A 19275-nucleotide genomic window follows, 5' to 3' on the forward strand; every position below is an offset into this window, starting at 1 on the left:
CACGGCTATTTGCAAACCCGGTTATCTGAACATCTGCTGCCTGGAAAATCTGGTTATGGGAAAATTGGCATGCGGGGATCGATAGACCGCCCTGCTGCTCAGTAGCATTTATAGCCGGAGTTCCATAAACAAACTGTTTGGATCCTCCGCATACGTCCCAAACGGACCGCGGTAGCGAAAGCCAAACTTCTCGTACAGGGCGTGAGCCGGTTTAAAAAAATCCATAGAACCTGTTTCGAGATACAGCCTCTGGTAGCCGCGCTGCCCGGCCTCTGCAAGGAGATGGTTGAGCAACAGGGAAGCAATCCCCTTTCCACGACTGAGGACAGTGGTACGCATTGATTTGATTTCGGCCTCCCGTGCATTCAGTTCCTTCAAGGCAATACAGCCCAGGGCCCGACCCTGCACGCGGGCGCACCAGAAAGTAATTGACGGCGCTCTTAGCGCATCAATATCCAGCGCATGCACGCTTCCCGGCGGCGAGTTTGCGTGCATGTCCGACAGATGCTCTTCCAGTAACTGAACAACACCTTCATCTTCAAACTTATCGACCGCAATCTCAATGTGTTCTTCGTTCATTGCTACTGTGTGCACTTAGCGGAATCCATGCCTCTTATCGCGTGGACTTTTTCCCCCGTTGATACGCTTAAACTCTTCGATATCCCTTTCTTCTTGGCTCACATGAGTGATTCGCAAGACGACAACCCAGAGAAAAATCAGCGGCAGTATCGCGACATAGATAACATACTCAACTTTTCCGGCTGCCATAGGTAAGAGTGTGGTTATCTCGTGAACCACCATTCGAGAAAGGTAATCCTGATGGCCCGAAGCACCCGCCACAATGAGCACGTAAAATGTACTGATAAATACGGTCAGGGTGCGAACAACTTTTCTGTATTTCTTCATATTGATCTTACTGTCCGCCAGCGGACCGACTAAAACGCAACCTAAGCCATACCCCCGGGAGTTCGGCCCGGCTGTCTCGATAACCGACATATTCACCTACCCGGGGAATACGCCCGCTTCTTCCTATAAGCCTAACTTCGACCAGATCTCATCGACCTTCTTCACCACCGCCTCATCTCGCTCGATGGGGCGGCCCCATTCCCGCGTGGTTTCCCCCTCCCATTTATTGGTGGCATCGAAGCCAATTTTGGAGCCGAGACCTGAGACAGGCGAAGCGAAGTCGAGATAGTCGATAGGGGTGTTTTCGACCATCACAGTGTCGCGCGCCGGGTCCATGCGCGTGGTCATGGCCCAGACCACGTCTTTCCAGTCGCGTGCATTGACGTCGTCGTCGGTGACGATGACGAACTTGGTGTACATGAACTGGCGCAGGAAGGACCAGACCCCCATCATTACGCGCTTGGCATGGCCTGCGTACTGCTTCTTCATGGTGACGACCGCCAGCCGGTAAGAGCAGCCTTCCGGCGGCAGATAGAAATCGACGATTTCCGGAAACTGCTTCTGCAGTATCGGTACGAACACCTCGTTCAGCGCTTCGCCGAGTACCGCCGGTTCGTCCGGCGGGCGACCCGTGTAGGTGCTGTGGTAAATGGGGTCTTTGCGGTGGGTAATCTTTTCGACGGTAAAGACGGGGAAGCGATCCACCTCATTGTAATAGCCGGTATGGTCGCCGTAGGGACCCTCGTCGGCCATATCGTCGGGATAGATGAATCCCTCCAGCACGTATTCGGCACTGGCCGGCACCTGCAGGTCGCTCAGGGTCGCCTCGGCGACTTCCGTCTTGTCACCGCGCAACAGCCCGGCGAAGGCGTACTCCGACAATGTATCGGGCACCGGCGTCACTGCACCGAGGATCGTGGCCGGATCGGCGCCCAGGGCAACTGCGACCGGATAGGGTTCACCCGGGTGCTTTTGGCACCAGTCGCGAAAATCCAGTGCCCCGCCGCGGTGCGACAACCAGCGCATGATCAGGCGGTTCTTGCCGATCAGCTGCATGCGGTAGATGCCGAGGTTCTGCCGTTTCTTTTCCGGCCCGCGGGTGATGACCAGCGGCCAGGTTACCAGCGGCGCGGCGTCGCCGGGCCAGCAGGTCTGGATCGGCAGCCGGGAGAGGTCTACTTCGTCACCGTCCAGCGCAACCTGCTGGCAGGCCGCATTGCGCACCACCTTCGGCCCCATATTGAGCACCTGCTTGAACACCGGCAGTTTCTCCCAGGCATCGCGCAGGTTTTCCGGCGGCTGAGGCTCTTTCAGGAATGCGAGCAATTCGCCGACTTCGCGCAACTCGCTGACGCTGTTGCGACCCATGCCCAGCGCGACCCGCTCCGGGGTGCCAAACAGGTTGGCCAGTACCGGGGTATCAAAACCGACGGGATTTTCGAACAGAAGCGCGGGACCGCCGGCGCGCAGCACGCGATCGGCGATTTCCGTCATTTCCAGGTTGGGATCGACGGGGTGTTGGATGCGTTTGAGCAGGCCGCGCTTTTCCAGCAGCTTGATAAAGTCACGCAGGTCTTTGTATTTCATGCTTTACCGGGCAGAGATGTCAAAATCAGTGCGCAGTGTAAAACAGCGGGGACAAAATGGGGAATGGCGCCCTTGAGAGAAGGGTGCAGAACAGAGGAGTTTTGTAGAAACGGCCCGCGGCAGGCGCCGCGAACCGTTAAAAATTTTAAGCTGGGGACAGCTTAGAAGCGGGGACGACGCGGACGATCACCACGATCTTCGCGCGGCTTGGCTTCGTTAACACGGATGTTACGGCCAGACAGCGGCTTGTCGTTCATCTCTTCGATCGCTTTACGCGCTTCGTCGTCGTTCGGCATTTCTACGAAACCAAAGCCCTTAGAACGGCCAGTCTCACGGTCAGTAATAACAGTAGCCCGAGAGATTTCTCCGAACGCAGCGAATGCTTCATTCAAGTCGTCAGAGGTAACGCCGTAGGCCAGATTTCCAATATAGATATTCACAAAAAGTTCTCACTAGAGTATGTGGGCTGTCGTGCAGTCACAAATGGATAACCAGCTCCACCAGATCATCCATTTGAGATTGGTCGTTTGTCGGGAGAACCCGGGACCAATTCGGTCGGGCGTCGATTCGTACAGTACATATGCAGCGCCGCGATGTGGCCCTTTATATGCCTTACGGCACGCCTTTTCAACTGAATTCGGCGCAATTTACCGCCTTATTCAGTTTCTAATACAAAACCGGCGCCACTCTGTGACGCCGGTTATATATGAAGATTATTTCCGCTTCATGGACAGGAAGAACTCATCGTTGGTCTTGAAGTCCTTCAGCTTGTCGATCAGGAACTCGGTCGCGGCCAGGTCTTCCATATCGTGCAGCAGTTTGCGCAGGATCCAGACGCGTTGCAGCTCACCCTCAGGCATCAACAGCTCTTCGCGGCGAGTGCCGGAACGGCGCACGTTGATGGCCGGATAGACGCGCTTCTCGGCGATCTTGCGATCCAGCTGCAGCTCCATGTTACCGGTGCCCTTGAACTCCTCAAAGATCACTTCATCCATCTTCGAGCCGGTATCGACCAGTGCGGTGGCGATAATGGACAGGCTGCCGCCCTCTTCGATATTACGCGCTGCGCCGAAGAAACGCTTCGGGCGCTCCAGTGCGTGGGCGTCCACACCGCCGGTCAGCACCTTGCCGGAGCTGGGCACGGTAGTGTTGTAGGCGCGCGCCAGGCGGGTGATGGAGTCGAGCAGAATCACCACGTCTTTCTTGTGCTCGACCAGGCGCTTGGCCTTCTCGATCACCATCTCGGCCACCTGCACGTGACGCGCCGGCGGCTCGTCGAAGGTGGAGGCCACAACCTCGCCGCGCACGGAGCGCTGCATCTCGGTCACTTCTTCCGGGCGCTCGTCGATCAGCAGCACGATCAGGTGGCACTCGGGACTGTTGCGGGTGATAGCCTGGGCCATGTTCTGCAACATGATGGTCTTACCGGCCTTCGGCGGCGCCACGATCAGGCCGCGCTGGCCCTTGCCGATCGGCGCAACCAGGTCGATGATGCGGCCGATCAGGTCCTCGGAGGAGCCATTGCCGCACTCGAGGGTCAGGCGATCGTTGGGGAAGAGCGGGGTGAGGTTTTCGAACAGAATCTTGTTGCGGGCGTTTTCCGGCTTATCGAAATTAATTTCGCTAACTTTCAGCAGTGCAAAGTAGCGCTCACCCTCTTTCGGCGGGCGAATCTTGCCGGAGATGGAATCGCCGGTGCGCAGGTTAAAGCGGCGAATCTGGCTGGGCGAAACGTAGATATCGTCCGGTCCCGCCAGGTAAGAGGAGTCGGCGGAACGCAAAAAACCGAAACCGTCCTGAAGAATTTCCAGTACGCCGTCGCCGTAAATATCTTCACCGCTTTTGGCGTGGCGCTTCAGGATATTGAAAATAATGTCCTGCTTGCGCGAGCGGGCGAGGTTTTCCAGGCCCATGCCCTTGGCTATTTCAATCAGTTCTTCAATGGGTTTGGTTTTTAATTCGGAAAGATTCATACCAATTGCTTTATTAAGGTTTCTGTATCAATTGGCGCGGACGCGCCCGGAATTTTTGAGGAGGGGTTAGGAATTTGGGAATTTGCTCGTTTCTGCCCACAAACACTGCAGTGCCATTTCCTGTCGGCCGCGCGAAAGCTCTGGGGAACTCATAATCTGCTCTTTACTGAAATTAGGTCGAGCAGCATTCGTTACGGATAAGTTCAACTCGAGGAGTTTGCGCGCCGGGGAAGGTCAGAGACCGTGCGGGGGGGCGTCTTTGCCAGCTCGTCGATTCCGACTCGCTGGAGTACATTCAAGATTACAAGCCAGTATAACGGCTGTTTTCCATCCTGCAAAGGGTATTTGCCCCTTCGCAGGATGGTTAATTCCGGCCTTACAGCTGGCTGTCGATGAATTCGGTCAGCTGGGCGCGGGACAGGGCGCCAACCTTGGTACCTTCGACGTTACCGCCCTTGAACAGCAGGAGGGTCGGGATACCGCGCACATTGTACTTGGCCGGAGTTTCCTTGTTGGCATCCACGTCAACTTTGACGATCTTCAGCTTTTCGCCATAGTGACCGGCCAGGTCGTCCAGTACCGGAGCAATCATCTTGCAGGGACCGCACCACTGCGCCCAGAAATCCACCAGCACCGGACCCTCAGCCTTGAGTACCTCTGCTTCAAATTCGGCGTCGGATACATTGACGATTGAATGCTCGCTCATATTACTTTCCTGTTCTCTTGTCTCTTCTTGGGTTAGCCGGTGCGGTGTCGACCGCATCGCGTCATGATAAGGACTGCGGGGGCGCAGCCGCAAGACGCCGGTTTCCCGGTAGATGGGGGCGCCGTCGCGGACATTCAAGGCCTGCCAGGCAGACGTCAGGGCTGCTCCAGAAAACGCTGCAGGATCTCATCAAGATAGTCGAAGCCGAAGGCACTGGCGGCAATGCGCCGCTCCAGCGGCTGCACCAGCTCCATGGCCTGCAGCGCCGGCCAATTCTTCTCCAGGGCTGCCAGCGGCAGGCCGGTATGGCGGCTGAATAATTGCACCGGCACCCCCGCCACCAGGCGCAGTGCATTCATCAGGAACTCCAGCGGCAGGTCTTCGCGCTCAATATCGTCGCAGTGCGGCGGCGCCATCTCACTGTGAATCAGCCCCACACTGCCCTGCTCCGCCGCTGCCGCGGCCAGATAGTGCCGCGGCGCCCGGGTGCGGCGGCTGCGCAATATCCGCCCCTCGTCCGGCAGGGTCACTTTGCCGTGCGCCCCGGCGCCGATCCCCAGATAGTCGCCGAAAGCCCAGTAGTTCAAGTTGTGGCGCGACTCCAGCCCGGTGCGCGCATAGGCGGAAACCTCGTAGCGCGGATAGCCCTGGCTCGCGAGGTAGTCGCGGCCAGTGCCCTGCATGCTGGCGATCAACGCCGACCCCGGGGTAACCGGCGGCGCGCTGTAAAAAGCGGTGTTGGGCTCGATCGTCAGCTGGTACCAGGAGATATGCTCCGGCTCGAGCGATACCGCGCGCCGCAGATCCGTCAGCGCCTCCTCTTCGGTCTGTTCCGGCAAACCGTGCATCAGATCCAGGTTGATATTGTCGAAGCCGGCGCGGCGCGCCATGTCCACGGCACCTATGGCCTCGTCGCCACTGTGAATACGCCCCAGGTTCACCAGTTGCCGCGGTTCGAAACTCTGCACGCCGATGGACAGCCGGTTGACCCCCGCCGCCCGGTAACCGGAAAACTTCTCCTGCTCAAAGGTGCCGGGATTCGCCTCCAGGGTAATCTCGATATCGGGCTCGAAGCCTACTGACTTCTCCGCCAGCTCCAGAATCGCGCCGATGGCGGCCGGCGAAAACAGGCTCGGCGTGCCGCCGCCGAAGAAGATCGAGCGCAGCTTGCGCCCCTGCGCCCAGGGTAACTGACTGTGCAGGTCCCGCCGCAACTGTGCGACGTATTCCACTTCCGGCAGACCGTAGCCCGAGGAGTTGGGCCCCGCGGCCTCGTGGGAACTGGCGGCTACCTGGTGAGAGTTAGCGCCTGCGGCCACCTGGTGAGAGTTGAAGTCGCAGTAGGGGCATTTGCGCACACACCAGGGGATATGCACATAGAGGCTCAGCGGTGGCAGCTGCGACTGCGCACTGGCTTCAGACAAGATCGCCGCCCTGCATGCGCTCCCGCCACAGGGTCGCGAACTGCGCTACCGCCTGGGCCCGGTGACTGAGCCGGTTCTTAACTTCCCGCGCCAGCTGGGCGGAAGTCATCCCCTCGGATTCAACAAAGAACAGCGGATCATAGCCAAAACCCTGTTCGCCGGCGGGTTCCCGCAGGATGCGGCCGGACCACCGGGCGGTGCACACCAGGGGCACCGGATCGTCGTGACGGCGCACGAAGGCCAGTGCGCAATGGAAACTAGCGGTGCGGCGTTCATCCGGCACGTCTTGCAGGGCCTGCAGCAACTTGCGGTTATTCTCCGTATCGGAGGCCGCGGGCCCGGCGTAGCGCGCGGAATAGATCCCGGGAGCGCCGCCCAGCACATCCACCGCGAGACCTGAGTCGTCCGCCAAGGCCGGCAGCCCGCTGATTCGACTGGCGTGGCGTGCCTTGATCAGGGCGTTTTCGATAAAACTGAGGCCGGTCTCTTCGGCGTCCGATACCTCGAACTCCGACTGGGGCACCACCTGGATATCCCAGTTGGCGAACAGTTGCGAGAACTCTCTCAGCTTGCCGGCGTTACCGCTGGCCAGCACAATTTTTTTTGTCATGGGTTGCCAATGAAAACGCGGGCTCTCGGCCCGCGGTCAGTGTTGGAGTTGTCGCGACCCGCCAGCTGGCGGGCCGCCGTATCATTCACTCTTTTTCCAGCTTGCGCCGGAAACTGATGGTTTCGGTTTTTCCGTTGGGCAGCTTCAGTTCGATATTGAAAGTCAGCGTCTCCTCATCCTCGAAACGCAGCGGCGCCAGATAATAGACCGCATCTCCCTCGCGAATTTCCATGAATTTCAGCGGCCGGGACTGCTGGATCAGGTTGGTGGCAGTGCCACTCATCTCTGAACTCAGGCCGTGTTTGCCGCCCACCTTCTCCACTACCGAGACATTCACGAAAGCCCGGTCCTTGGCGCGCGCCAGCTGGTAGGTCTGCGCGATCTCGGGCTTGATGAATTCGCTGTTGAACACCGAGTAAATCACCCGGTAATCGCCGAAGTCCTCGTGGCTCTTGATGATTTTGGCTTCCTGCGCGGCCGCACTGGCAGCCCAAAAGAGCAGCGCCACTGTGGCAGCTGCGGCTAGGATGCGTTTCACACTTCACCTCCTGTCATTTTCGAAGAGGCCCACGAATTGCACCGAGGCGGCACACGGATGCGCCGCTCGTGGCCGAAGGCCAGCGCGAGCCCGTGAAATGCCAGCAGACTCGCGTGTCTGCGCCCGCTTTTGACGGACGACGCATGCATTTTTCAGGGATGAAAAGTGCATGCCCTAGGTAAAAAGTTTAGCGAGTCAGGTGATAGATCGCCGTCTCGCCGAATAGATTGGGCAGAATATCCTTGAAAAGTCCGCTGACCTTGGATTCAGATACTACTTGGCGATGCAGAATTGTCCAATTGTTCTCACGACTGAGCACTTCGAAGTCGCGGAAAGTACAAAAGTGAATATTAGGTGTGTCGTACCACTCATAAGGTAATAGATCCGATACCGGCATGCGCCCGGAAAACGCCAGGTGCCAACGCGCCTTCCACTGACCGAAGTTCGGGAAGGTGATGATGCATTCACGCCCCACCCGCAGCATTTCGCGTACCACCAGGTGCGGCTGGCGCAAGGTCTGCAGCGCCTGGGTCATGACCACCGTGTCGAAACTGTCGTCGGCAAAATTGCCGAGACCGGCATCCAGGTTCTGCTCCACAACATTGACGCCGCGCAGCAGGCAGCGCTCGATCTGCTGCGGATCTATCTCCAGGCCGTAGCCGCGGACCTGCTTGTTTTTGCCCAGCTGCTCCAGCAGGGTACCGTCGCCGCAGCCCAGGTCGAGCACGCGGGTCTGCGGCGCAATCCAGTTCTGGATGATGTCCAGATCAATACGCATCAATTCACCTCCCCGGCGGTCTCGGCGGCCACACCATCCATGTAGGCGCCGAACACCCGCTGGTAGCGCTCGTTCGGCAGCAGGAAGGCGTCGTGGCCCATGGCGGATTCGATCTCCGCGTAACTGACCGGCAGATTGGCGTGCATCAGCGCATCGACAATTTCCCGCGAGCGGTCCGGAGCGAAACGCCAGTCGGACGTGAAAGCAACCAGCAGGAATTTACAGCGCGCCTGGCGGAAGGCCGCCACCGGGTCGTCGCCGTATTCCCGTGCCAGGTCGAAGTAGTCCAGCGCGTGAGTCATCAGGATGTAGGTGTTCGGATCGAAACTGGTGGAGAAGGTATCCCCCTGATAGCGCAGGTAACTCTGCACCTGAAACTCCACCTGCTCCTCGACCCCGCGTTCGAAGGTGCCGGAACGCAGCTCGCGACCGAATTTCTTGCCCAGGCCGTCGTCGGACAGGTAGGTGATGTGGCCGATCATGCGCGCCACCGCCAGGCCTCGCCGCGGCAGTTTGCCCTGCTCCAGATAGCGACCCCCGCAGAAATCCGGATCCGAGGTGATCGCCTGGCGGGCGGTTTCGTTAAAGGCAATATTCTGTGCCGACAGCTTCAGCGCCGAGGCGATCACCACGCAGTGGCGCAGCCGCTCGGGATATTCCAGCGACCAGCGCATCGCCTGCATGCCGCCGAGACTGCCGCCCACCACCGCGGCCCACTGCTCGATGCCGAGCAGGTCGGCCAGGCGTGCCTGGCTGTGCACCCAGTCGCGTGCCCGCAGCGGCGGGAAATCCGGGCCCCAGGGTTTGCCGGTCTGTGGATTGGTCGAGGCCGGGCCGGTAGAGCCGTGGCAGCCGCCGAGATTGTTCAGCGAGACGACGAAAAACCTGTTTGTATCGATCGGCTTGCCGGGACCTATGTAGTGATCCCACCAGCCGGGGCGCTTGTCTTCGGGCCGGTGGCGGCCGGCGGCGTGGTGGTGGCCGGACAGCGCATGACAGATCAGCACCGCATTGCTTTTGTCGGCATTCAGTTCTCCGTAGGTCTCATATACCAGCGTGTAGTCCTGCAGCCTGCGCCCGCAGGCGAGTTCCAGGGGCTCGGTAAAGGTGTGACTCTGCGGCACCACGATTCCTACCGAATCTGAGCCGACGAAGCCCGGCTCGGCGGAGCCCGGCTCGGCGGAGCCCGGCTCGGCGGAGGCGCGCTTGGCGGAAGACGAAGAGAGTTTTTCCGTGGACAAGGCAGTAGCGTCTGTTTGAACTTATCGGGAATTGGCGATTGGAAGACCGGCAAGTGTACGGGAGCGCCGCGGCGTAACACAAATATATGCAGCCGGAACAAGCACAAAGCCCGCCGATCTGGCGGGCTTTGTAGGCGGCTTCTGGTCAGGCGCCGACCGTCGCCTTCAGCGGTGTAACATTGTCCGCCTGCGGCGCCGGTGCCACCGGTTGCGGCGCCGAGCTGCTCTGGCGCAGCAGATCCTCGAGCGAGGTCAAGGCGCTGTCGTTGCGCAGTATCTCTTCCTCCAGGGCGCGCAGGTCGGTGCGCTTGCTCTGGGTCTTCTGCTTCAGCTCGGTGAGCTTGATCAGGTGCCGGTTTAGCAGGTGTTTCTGATACTGCACATGCTGCTTCAGCGGCTCCAGCGTCTGATCCAGCCAGCCGTCGGCCGCGGAGATCATCTGGCTGTACAGGCGCCCCACCTCACTGGCGAGGGTGGCCAGGAAACGCTCGGTGAGCCGGTTGCGCCGCGCCAGCAGCAGTTGTGGCGAGCGACGCAGCTGCGCCGCCTGGCGGTGCAGGCCGCGCAGTGCCAAACGGAAACTGCGAATACTGAAATGCTGATCCCTGGAGTCGAGATTTTTCAGGGTTGAGCGTTCAAAGATGGCATCTACAAGGCGGTTGGCCTGGTCCACTTCGCGCTCAAGGTTGGACAGCTGGTGATCCACCCCTTCCATAAAGCCATCGATGGCCTTGGCCAGCCCCAGCGGGGTCCAGCGCTCGTGCAGGGCGCGACTGGTATCGTCGATCAGCACCTGCAATTGCTGGCTGGAAATCGGTGCCATCAGCGAGGCGCGCTGGCGGCCCAGCATGCGCTGGCTCGATTTGAGCGTCAGTAACTCCTGGTGGCAGAGCTTGTGCTGCTCGCGCACCGTCTGCTGCAACTGCGCCAGCTCGGCCAGCTGCTCGGAGCTGGTCGTGGTGTTGCGCTGCAGGTGGGTCAGCGCAGCGCGGCCACTGTTCAGGCGGCGCTTAAGCAGATCGCGGGTATCCGCCATCAGGGTCAGCGCCTGGTGCAGGGAGCGGTGTTCCGCAACCTTCTGGCGATGCTCCATCAGGCGCTGCACCAGCAGCTTTTCAAACTCGGCAAAGCGGCTCTGTTGCAGCAACTCCGGATCCTGCTGCTGGCGCGCCAGCAACGCCTTTTTCGCCGACACCCCCACGACGCTGTCCAGTGGCAGCGCCAGCAGTTTGCTCACTTGGGCGCGCATCTGCCGCACCAGCAATTCCGGATCCTCGTCCGGGTCATCCCACATGGCATCAATCTTGTTCAGCAGCGCCATCACCGCCGTGCCGCGATGTTCGCGCAGCGGCACCAGGTGGGTTTCCCACATATTCAGATCGGTGCCGCTGACACCCGCATCCGCGGCCAGCAGGAAGGCCACGGCCTGCGCGCTGGGCAGCGTGCTCAGGGTCAGTTCCGGCTCGTTGCCGAGCGCATTCAGTCCCGGCGTATCGATGATGCGCAGCCCCTGAGTGAGCAGCGGATGTGGCAGGCAGATCAGCGCGTAGCGCCAGGCCGGAATCTCAACCAGCTTGCCCTTGCCGTCCAGGTGGCGGCGATCGAAGCCATAGCGCGCCGCCTCTTCCGGCGTCACCGACTTGCTCGCAGCCACTTTCATCAGCGCCTGGCGGGTACCGTCGGCGTCATTGGCATCGAATTCGTGAGTGACCCATTTCTGCGGTATGCGGCGGAAGCTCTCGAGACTGGTATTGGTTGCCAGTGTCTCGATCGGCAACAGACGCAGGCTGGCCTGCGCACCGCCGTCACTGAAGATCTCGGTCGGGCACATGGTGGTGCGCCCCGGCTTGGACGGCAGCAGCCGCTTGCCGTAGGTGTGCGACAGCAGCGCGTTGATCAGTTCGGTCTTGCCGCGGGAAAACTCACCCACCAGGGCCAGCGTGAATTGGTCCTCGGCGAGCAGCGCGCGCGCCTGCTGTACGACCTGGCGCGCGCCGGCGGAGTTGGGGAAATGTTCCTGGAGCCAGATGTTGAAAGTGGCAAACTGGCGATCCAGGGCCTTTTTCCAGCGGTCATAGTCGGCAATATGCTGGCGCAAGATGGCGTCTTCCATGTAACGGTGTTCTTCTTATTTACTGCACAGCGAATTTCGAGCCGGCTATTGTCGGCCAAGACAAGGGATTATAGAAGCGCTGGGCCGCAATTGTTGCGACCCAGTGCGCGGGAAACGGATAGTGGCGGCGACGGACTGAACCAGAGCTCCCCCTAAAAGCCGGGGATATGCCAGAACAGGCTGTAGACGAAGGCGGGCATATTGGCCATCTGCGCGAATCCAAACAGCAGCTTGTCTGCCACGGTCAGCAGGATAAATACGAAGATGGGGCTGATATCGATCATGCCCAGCGGCGGGATCAACTTGCGCACCGGCGCACAGAAAGGTTCAAGCACCTGGCGCAGCAGCATCAGCGCCGGGTGACCACTGTGAGGCGCAATCCAGCTGAAGATAATCGAGATCAGCATGCCCACGAAAACGATTGCGATCACCGTCATGACGCAGCCGATCAGCGACCACAGCAGTGCGCTGAGCGGGTTGAACAGGCCGGCACCGGCAAGCAGGCCGCAGCCGATAATCATCACCAGCCCCACCAACAATGCCAGCACCACCGATGCCATATCGATGCCGAACATGCCCGGAATCAACTTGCGCAGCGGCAGCAGCAGCGGATTGGTGACCTTGACGATGCCCTGGGAAATCGGGTTGTAGAAATCCGCGCGCGCGAGCTGCAGCAGGAAGCGCATCAGCACCGCGAACAGGTAGAGAATGCCCAGGGTGGCCAACAGGAAGACGCCGATATTGCTGAAGGTGTTTACCATCGAAAATCCCTTTGGGGTGGCAAAGCGCGGCGCTTGTTGCGCCGCATAATTTATTGAATTTGATTACTGATCCAGCTCGCGCGCCATTTCCGCCGCGCGCTCGGCGCAGTCGCGCATCGCCTGCTCCACCAGCTCCGGCAGGCCGCCGCTCTGGAAGCGCCTGATGGCGCGCTCGGTGGTGCCGTTCGGAGACATCACATTGCGTTTCAGCTGCGCGACATCCACATCGCTGGCCACCGCCAGTTTCGCCGCCCCCAGAGCCGTTTGCAAGGTGAGCCGCTCGGCGTCGGCGCGCTGCATGCCCGCCTTTTCCGCCGCGTCGATCATCGACTCCATAAACTGGAAGTAGTAGGCCGGGCCGGAACCGGACACCGCGATCACCTGGTCGATACCGGATTCCTCATCCACCCACAGGGCAATGCCCACGGCTTCGGCCATCTGCTCGGCGATCTTTTTCTGCGCGGCGCTGACGCCGTCGCCGGCGTAGAGGCCGGTGACACCGGTACCGACCAGCGCCGGGGTGTTCGGCATGGCGCGCACGATCGGCACGCCGGCGCCGAGCCAGCGCTGGTAAGCGGACAGCGGTATGCCCGCCGCCAGCGTGATCACCAGCGGTTTGCGATCACTCACTATCTGCGCCAGCGACTCGCACAGTTCCTTCATGACCTGCGGCTTGACCGACAGCACCAGCACCTCCGCCTCCGCCACTGCGGCGGCGTTGTCGGTCGCCACCTGCACTCCGGTATGCGCGGCGAAGTCGGCGAGTTTCTGCTCGTTGCGGCCGGTGGCGACGATTTTGTCTGCCGGATAGCCGCTGGCCACCAGCCCGCCGATCACCGCGCCGGCCATATTGCCGGCGCCACCGATAAATACCATTTTCTCTTTTGCCACTTTTACCTCCCGGTTGATCTCTACTGGCGCGCACCGAAAATATCTGTGCCGATTCGCACCATGGTGGCACCGCACTCGATTGCCGCTTCCATGTCACCAGACATGCCCATCGACAGGGTGTCCAGCGGCTGGTCCGGCAGTTGTACCTGCAACTGCTGTAGCAGTTCCGCCAGCCGGGCGAAGGGCTTGCGCTGCTCCGCGGCACCCTCCCGCGCCGCGGGAATTGCCATCAGGCCACGCAGCTTCAGGTTGGGCAGCTGCGCGACCGCTGCGGCCAGCCCGGCAACTTCTTCCGGTGCCGCCCCGGACTTGCTCGCTTCGCCGTCGATATTCACCTGCAGGCAGATATTCAGCGGCGGCATCTGCGTCGGTCGTTGCACCGACAGCCGCTGGGCAATTTTTAGGCGATCCACGCTGTGCACCCAGTGAAAGGCCTCCGCCGCGGCGCGGGTCTTGTTCGATTGCAGCGGTCCGATAAAGTGCCAGCAGAGCCCCCCGTCGGCCAGATCCGCCAGTTCACCCTGCTTATCCAGCGCCTCCTGCAGGTAGTTCTCGCCGAAATCGCGCTGGCCGGCCTCATAGGCCGCGCGCAGGTCCTCCGCCGGGCGCGTTTTGGATACCGCCAGCAGGGCGACTGTCGCCGGATCGCGGCCGCAGGCGCGGCAACACGCGACAATCCGCGCACGGACTGCATTCAGGTTTTCGACGACGGTGCCTTTGCGCATATACTGGACTCTTATCGATTTGCGGGCGATTCTACCTGAGCCCCCCTCAAGAACCATAAAAGGTAGAGAGAACAATAAGGTAGCAGTATGGACATCACAGAACTCCTCGCCTTCAGCGCCAAACAGAACGCCTCGGACCTGCACCTCTCCGCCGGCCTGCCGCCGATGATCCGTGTGGACGGCGACGTGCGCCGCATCAACCTGCCGCCGATGGAGCACAAGCAGGTACACGGCCTGATCTACGAGATCATGAACGACAAGCAGCGCAAGGACTTCGAGGAGTTCCTCGAGACCGACTTCTCCTTCGAGGTGCCGGGCGTGGCGCGCTTCCGCGTCAACGCGTTCAATCACAACCGCGGCGCCGGCGCCGTATTCCGGACCATTCCTTCCAAGGTACTGACCATGGAAGACCTGGGCATGGGCCAGGTGTTCAAGCAGATCTCCGACACGCCAAGAGGCCTGGTGCTGGTGACCGGCCCCACCGGTTCCGGTAAGTCCACCTCGCTGGCGGCGATGATCGACTACATTAACGACAACAAGTACGAGCACATCCTCACCATCGAGGACCCGATCGAATTCGTGCACGAATCCAAGAAGTGCCTGGTGAACCAGCGGGAAGTGCACCGCGATACCCACGGCTTCGCCGAGGCCCTGCGCTCGGCGCTGCGTGAAGACCCGGACATCATCCTGGTGGGTGAGATGCGCGACCTGGAGACTATCCGCCTGGCGCTGACCGCGGCCGAGACCGGTCACCTGGTGTTCGGCACCCTGCACACCACCTCCGCCGCCAAGACCATCGACCGGGTAGTGGACGTTTTCCCGGCCCAGGAAAAGGCCATGGTGCGCTCGATGCTGTCGGAATCCCTGCAGGCGGTAATTTCGCAGACACTGCTGAAACGCAACGGCGGCGGCCGCGTGGCGGCGCACGAGATCATGCGCGGCACCCCGGCGATCCGCAACCTGATCCGCGAGGACAAGATCGCGCAGATGTACTCCGCCATCCAGACCGGCGCCAGCGTCGGTATGCAGACGATGGACCAGTGCCTGCAGGACCTGGTGGAAAAGCGCATCATCTCCCGCGAAGTGGCGCGCGAGAAAGCCAAGATGCCGGAGAACTTTTAACCTAGCGTTGAAATTATTCATCCATGAATAATTTCAACGCCGCCCGTAAAACATTGGCGGATGGCCGCCCCACGCAGTTGCGCGGAACTGCTGATGTTTTACGGGCTCGCGCCGGCTTTGCCGGCGGCGGCACATCCTTGTGCCGCACATCCATGCCCGCCTCCACCCATTGCCTGGCGAGCCATTTAACGAAGAATAAAAAGCGGTAACAAATAATGGAAATCGAAAGACTGTTGCAACTCGTCGTCGAGAAAGGCGCATCCGACCTCTTTATTACCGCCGGTGTGCCGCCGTCGATCAAGGTGCACGGCAAGGTGGTTCCCGCCAGCAGTACCTCGCTGACGCCCGAAAAGGCGCGCGAGCTGGTGGTCGGCATCATGAACGAAAAGCAGCGGCGCGAGTTCGCGGACAAGAAAGAGCTGAACTTCGCCATCGCCGTGCGCAATGTCGGCCGCTTCCGGGTGTCGGCCTTCTTCCAGCGCAACCTGGTGGGCATGGTGCTGCGCCGCATCGAGACCAAGATCCCAACCGTCGACGGTCTCGGCCTGCCGGACGTGCTCAAGGATCTGGCGATGACCAAGCGCGGCCTGGTCATTTTCGTGGGCGCCACCGGTACCGGTAAGTCCACCTCGCTGGCATCGATCATCGGCCACCGCAACGAGAACTCGAAGGGCCACATCATCACCATCGAGGATCCGATTGAATTCGTCCACCAGCACCGCGGCTGTATCGTCACCCAGCGCGAAGTGGGGCTGGATACCGAATCCTTCGAAGTGGCCCTGAAAAACACCCTGCGTCAGGCACCGGACGTAATCCTGATCGGTGAGGTGCGCTCGCGCGAGACCATGGACCACGCCATCGCCTTCGCCGAAACCGGCCACCTGTGCCTGTGCACCCTGCACGCCAACAACGCCAACCAGGCGCTGGACCGCATCATTCACTTCTTCCCGGCGGACCGCCACGAACAGCTGTACATGGACCTGTCGCTGAACCTGAAAGCGATGGTTGCCCAGCAGCTGGTACCGACGCCGGACGGCGACGGCCGCCGCGCCTGTCTCGAAATCATGATCAACACCCCGCTGATGTCGGACCTGATCCGCAAGGGCGAGGTGCACAAGATGAAGGAGCTGATGAAGCGCTCCAACGAGCAGGGTATGCAGACCTTCGACCAGGCGCTGTATGAACTCTACGACCGCGGCGAGATCACCTACGAGGACGCCCTCGCCCACGCCGACTCCGCCAACGACCTGCGCCTGATGATCAAGCTCAAGTCCGAGTCCGACGCGGAATACCTGAACAACGCCGCCGGCGAGCTGAGCCTGCAGAACGAATCCGAGTTCGGCGACGGCGGACCGCAGCTGTACTGACCTTCCCGACTGCCTTGCCGCCTACTGCGGCGGCAAGGCACTCGCCTGACGGATTCCCATGCGCAAATCTGTACTGATCACCGGCGGCAGCCGCGGTATCGGCGCCGCTACTGCGCGCCTGCTGGCGAGTCGCGGCTACGACCTCTGTATCAGCTACCGCGAACGCGAAGCGACAGCCGAAGCACTGCTCGATGAGCTGCGTGCATTCGGTGTAAAAGCCATCGCCGCGCGCGCAGACATTGCCAGCGAAGCCGACGTGGAAGCGCTTTTTGCAGCAGTGGACAGCCACTTCGGTCAGCTGGATGCGCTGGTCAACAACGCCGGCATGCTGCTGCCGCAGACGCGGGCGGAAAACATGACCGCGGCGCGGATCAATAAAATTCTGCACACCAATGTCACCGGCACCCTGCTGTGCTGCCGCGAGGCGATCAAACGCATGTCGACGAAACACGGCGGCAGCGGTGGCGCCATCGTCAATGTCTCCTCGATGGCGGCGCGCACCGGCTCGCCGCACGAATACATCGATTACGCGGCCAGCAAGGGCGCGGTCGATTCGATGACCATCGGACTGGCCAGAGAGCTCGCAGAGGACGGCATTCGGGTAAACGGCGTCAGGCCCGGCCCTATCCACACCGAAATGCACGCCGACGGCGGCGAGCCGGACCGGATCGAACGGGTCAGGGCGAAAATCCCGCTCGGGCGCGGCGGTCAGCCGGAAGAGGTCGCCGCAGCCATCGCCTGGCTGTTGAGCGAGGAAGCCTCCTTTGTCAGCGGCTCCTTTATCGATGTGGCCGGCGGTGCTTAGCGTTTTATTTTCATCAGACCCCATGAACAATAAATTCATGAAAATAAACAGCTGCCTGGCAGTGCTGGCGCTGCTGCTCGGCCTCACCGCGTGCAGCGAAGATCCCGCGGCGGACCGCATCTTTATCAATGGTGACATCCTCACCATCGACGCGAACAATACAGTGGCGCAGGCCCTGGCCACTGAAGGCGAGCGCATTGTGGCCGTCGGCAGCAGACAGGAAATCGAAGCACTGGCGGGACCGGATACGGAGATCGTGGACCTGCAGGGCAAGGCCCTGCTGCCGGGGTTTATCGCCGCCCACGAACACCCGGCAATCAGTGCCGTGTTCCGCAACTTTGTCGACCTAAGCGGCTTCAGCCACGACAGCGCCGCCTCCGCCTGGCAGGCATTGCGGGAGGCAGTCGCGACCGCACCCGCGGGTCAGTGGGTCTATGCGATGGGCCTGGATCCGGTACTGCTGCAGGATTTGCAGATGCCGGACCGCAATCAGCTGGATGCGCTGGCACCGCACAACCCGGTTTTTATTCTCGCCCAGAGCATGCACAGCGCCTGGGTCAATTCCGCCGCGCTGGCGGCAATGGGTATCGACGAAAATACGCCGGACCCGGGCGAGGGTTCCTATTACGGCCGCGATGCCGACGGCCGCCTGAACGGCGCACTGGTGGAAAAGCAGGCGCTGGAACCCTTCCTCGAGCCGCACAAGAATCCGCTGAAAGTGGTGCCGGCCTACGAACAGACGCTCGACGATCTGCGTCGCGCCGGCTACACCAGTGTCGCCTCTCTCGGCTTCAATATGCCCGCGTGGCTGGCCCGCTGGGCATCGCTCGATGGGCTGCAACCGCGCATGCGGCAGTTTTACTTTTACCGCGGCGACAACCTGAAGAAGCTGCAGGGAGCGCCGGAAAACGACAGCGACTTTTTCCGCGTACTGGGCGCCAAATTCTGGTACGACGGCTCGCCCTACAGCGGCACCATGTTGGTCGACGAACCCTACCGCGACGGCGCGCTGGCGCGACAGCTGGGCATTGCCCACGGCAGTCACGGCGAGCCGGTTATTGCACCACAGCAGCTGCAACAGCAGTTGAAGACACTGCACGACCGCGGCTGGCAAACCGCGACGCATATCCAGGGAGACAGGGCGGCACGGGACTTTCTCGCGCTGCTGCAACAGGTTCACAAAGCGCTGCCGGAGACAGAGCAGCGCGCGTTCACCACGCGCCGCCACCGCCTCGAACACGGCCTGCTGCTGGATAAACGGCTGTTACCGGACATGGCCAAGCTCGGAATCACGCCGAGCTTCCATATCAATCACCTCTACTACTACGGTGACGCACTGCGGGAGCAGCTGCTGGGAAGGGAGCGCACCGACAAGATACTGCCGCTGCGCAGTGCTTTCGAGCTTGGCATGCACCCGACCCTGCACGCGGACAGCCCCATGTTCCCAGCCGAGCCGTTCAGCCTGATGCAAACGGCGATCACGCGCCTGTCCCGTAACGGAACTCCAATCGGACGCGACGAGGCGATCAGCCCGATTCAGGCGCTGCGCGCGATGACCATCAATGGCGCCTGGCAACTGGGTATGGAGGAGCGGCTGGGCAGCCTGGAGGCCGGCAAACTGACGGACCTGGTCATCGTGAGCCGCAATCCGCTGGCCACGCCGGCGCAGCAGTGGCGTTCGATCAGAGTGGAGCGCAGTATTCTGGCAGGGGATTAGGGTTCGCGCCG

At 61.0% G+C, this 19275-nt stretch carries 20 protein-coding genes; 5 read left to right on the forward strand and 15 right to left on the reverse strand.

Going from position 1 to position 19275, the window contains the following annotated elements; all coding sequences use genetic code 11:
* Positions 1 to 108: 108 nt before the first annotated feature.
* The 15 genes from BUC36_RS13645 to BUC36_RS13715 form a co-directional block, all read right to left on the reverse strand.
* Positions 109 to 579: a GNAT family N-acetyltransferase gene (locus BUC36_RS13645; RefSeq protein WP_200797277.1), complete on the reverse strand. Its 471-nt coding sequence runs from the start codon at positions 577 to 579 to the stop codon at positions 109 to 111.
* Positions 580 to 594: 15 nt separating this feature from the next.
* Positions 595 to 996, reverse strand: coding sequence for a hypothetical protein (locus BUC36_RS13650; RefSeq protein WP_073276071.1), 402 nt, complete (start codon positions 994 to 996; stop codon positions 595 to 597).
* A gap of 33 nt (positions 997 to 1029) precedes the next feature.
* Positions 1030 to 2493, reverse strand: a complete 1464-nt coding sequence (gene ubiD, locus BUC36_RS13655) for a 4-hydroxy-3-polyprenylbenzoate decarboxylase (RefSeq protein ID WP_073276073.1) — start codon at positions 2491 to 2493, stop codon at positions 1030 to 1032.
* Positions 2494 to 2654: 161 nt separating this feature from the next.
* Positions 2655 to 2933 carry an RNA recognition motif domain-containing protein gene (locus tag BUC36_RS13660; RefSeq protein ID WP_073276075.1) on the reverse strand — a complete coding sequence of 93 codons (279 nt, stop codon included), beginning with the start codon at positions 2931 to 2933 and terminating at the stop codon, positions 2655 to 2657.
* A gap of 273 nt (positions 2934 to 3206) precedes the next feature.
* Positions 3207 to 4466 carry a transcription termination factor Rho gene (gene rho, locus BUC36_RS13665; protein ID WP_073276077.1) on the reverse strand — a complete coding sequence of 420 codons (1260 nt, stop codon included), beginning with the start codon at positions 4464 to 4466 and terminating at the stop codon, positions 3207 to 3209.
* Between the two features lie 376 nt (positions 4467 to 4842).
* Entirely contained in the window at positions 4843 to 5172 is a 330-nt protein-coding gene (gene trxA / locus BUC36_RS13670; RefSeq protein ID WP_073276079.1) for a thioredoxin TrxA, read from the reverse strand.
* Between the two features lie 155 nt (positions 5173 to 5327).
* Positions 5328 to 6596 carry a radical SAM family heme chaperone HemW gene (gene hemW / locus BUC36_RS13675; protein ID WP_073276081.1) on the reverse strand — a complete coding sequence of 423 codons (1269 nt, stop codon included), beginning with the start codon at positions 6594 to 6596 and terminating at the stop codon, positions 5328 to 5330.
* The gene (gene rdgB / locus BUC36_RS13680) at positions 6589 to 7206 is read right to left on the reverse strand and encodes an RdgB/HAM1 family non-canonical purine NTP pyrophosphatase (RefSeq protein ID WP_073276083.1); all 618 of its coding nucleotides are present in this window, start codon (positions 7204 to 7206) and stop codon (positions 6589 to 6591) included. The genes hemW and rdgB overlap by 8 nt, the downstream gene beginning before the upstream one ends.
* Positions 7207 to 7291: 85 nt before the next feature.
* Complete coding sequence (locus tag BUC36_RS13685; RefSeq protein ID WP_073276085.1) at positions 7292 to 7744, reverse strand: DUF4426 domain-containing protein; 453 nt, start codon at positions 7742 to 7744, stop codon at positions 7292 to 7294.
* A gap of 187 nt (positions 7745 to 7931) precedes the next feature.
* Positions 7932 to 8522, reverse strand: coding sequence for a methionine biosynthesis protein MetW (gene metW / locus BUC36_RS13690; RefSeq protein WP_073276087.1), 591 nt, complete (start codon positions 8520 to 8522; stop codon positions 7932 to 7934).
* Entirely contained in the window at positions 8522 to 9652 is a 1131-nt protein-coding gene (gene metX, locus BUC36_RS13695; RefSeq protein WP_073276180.1) for a homoserine O-succinyltransferase MetX, read from the reverse strand. The genes metW and metX overlap by 1 nt, the downstream gene beginning before the upstream one ends.
* A 256-nt stretch (positions 9653 to 9908) precedes the next feature.
* Entirely contained in the window at positions 9909 to 11876 is a 1968-nt protein-coding gene (locus BUC36_RS13700) for a dynamin family protein (protein ID WP_073276088.1), read from the reverse strand.
* 152 nt (positions 11877 to 12028) lie between these two features.
* Positions 12029 to 12637 carry a YggT family protein gene (locus tag BUC36_RS13705; RefSeq protein WP_073276090.1) on the reverse strand — a complete coding sequence of 203 codons (609 nt, stop codon included), beginning with the start codon at positions 12635 to 12637 and terminating at the stop codon, positions 12029 to 12031.
* A gap of 63 nt (positions 12638 to 12700) precedes the next feature.
* Entirely contained in the window at positions 12701 to 13528 is an 828-nt protein-coding gene (gene proC / locus BUC36_RS13710) for a pyrroline-5-carboxylate reductase (RefSeq protein ID WP_073276092.1), read from the reverse strand.
* Positions 13529 to 13548: 20 nt separating this feature from the next.
* Complete coding sequence (locus BUC36_RS13715) at positions 13549 to 14253, reverse strand: YggS family pyridoxal phosphate-dependent enzyme (protein ID WP_073276094.1); 705 nt, start codon at positions 14251 to 14253, stop codon at positions 13549 to 13551.
* Positions 14254 to 14340: 87 nt separating this feature from the next.
* Between BUC36_RS13715 and BUC36_RS13720 the strand changes: the two genes are divergently transcribed.
* The 5 genes from BUC36_RS13720 to BUC36_RS13735 are packed head-to-tail and all read left to right on the forward strand — an operon-like array spanning position 14341 to position 19264.
* Positions 14341 to 15375 (forward strand): type IV pilus twitching motility protein PilT, encoded by a 1035-nt coding sequence (locus BUC36_RS13720; protein WP_073276096.1) that lies wholly within the window; start codon positions 14341 to 14343, stop codon positions 15373 to 15375.
* A gap of 23 nt (positions 15376 to 15398) precedes the next feature.
* On the forward strand, positions 15399 to 15584 hold the full coding sequence (locus tag BUC36_RS18855; RefSeq protein WP_143186999.1) for a hypothetical protein: 186 nt from the start codon (positions 15399 to 15401) through the stop codon (positions 15582 to 15584).
* 6 nt (positions 15585 to 15590) lie between these two features.
* Positions 15591 to 16742, forward strand: a complete 1152-nt coding sequence (locus BUC36_RS13725) for a PilT/PilU family type 4a pilus ATPase (protein ID WP_073276098.1) — start codon at positions 15591 to 15593, stop codon at positions 16740 to 16742.
* 58 nt (positions 16743 to 16800) lie between these two features.
* Positions 16801 to 17547 (forward strand): SDR family oxidoreductase, encoded by a 747-nt coding sequence (locus BUC36_RS13730; protein WP_073276100.1) that lies wholly within the window; start codon positions 16801 to 16803, stop codon positions 17545 to 17547.
* Between the two features lie 37 nt (positions 17548 to 17584).
* Positions 17585 to 19264 (forward strand): amidohydrolase, encoded by a 1680-nt coding sequence (locus tag BUC36_RS13735; RefSeq protein ID WP_073276102.1) that lies wholly within the window; start codon positions 17585 to 17587, stop codon positions 19262 to 19264.
* The last annotated feature ends 11 nt before the right edge of the window (positions 19265 to 19275 follow it).

Source organism: Microbulbifer donghaiensis, from assembly GCF_900129095.1.
GTDB classification, from domain to species: domain Bacteria; phylum Pseudomonadota; class Gammaproteobacteria; order Pseudomonadales; family Cellvibrionaceae; genus Microbulbifer; species Microbulbifer donghaiensis.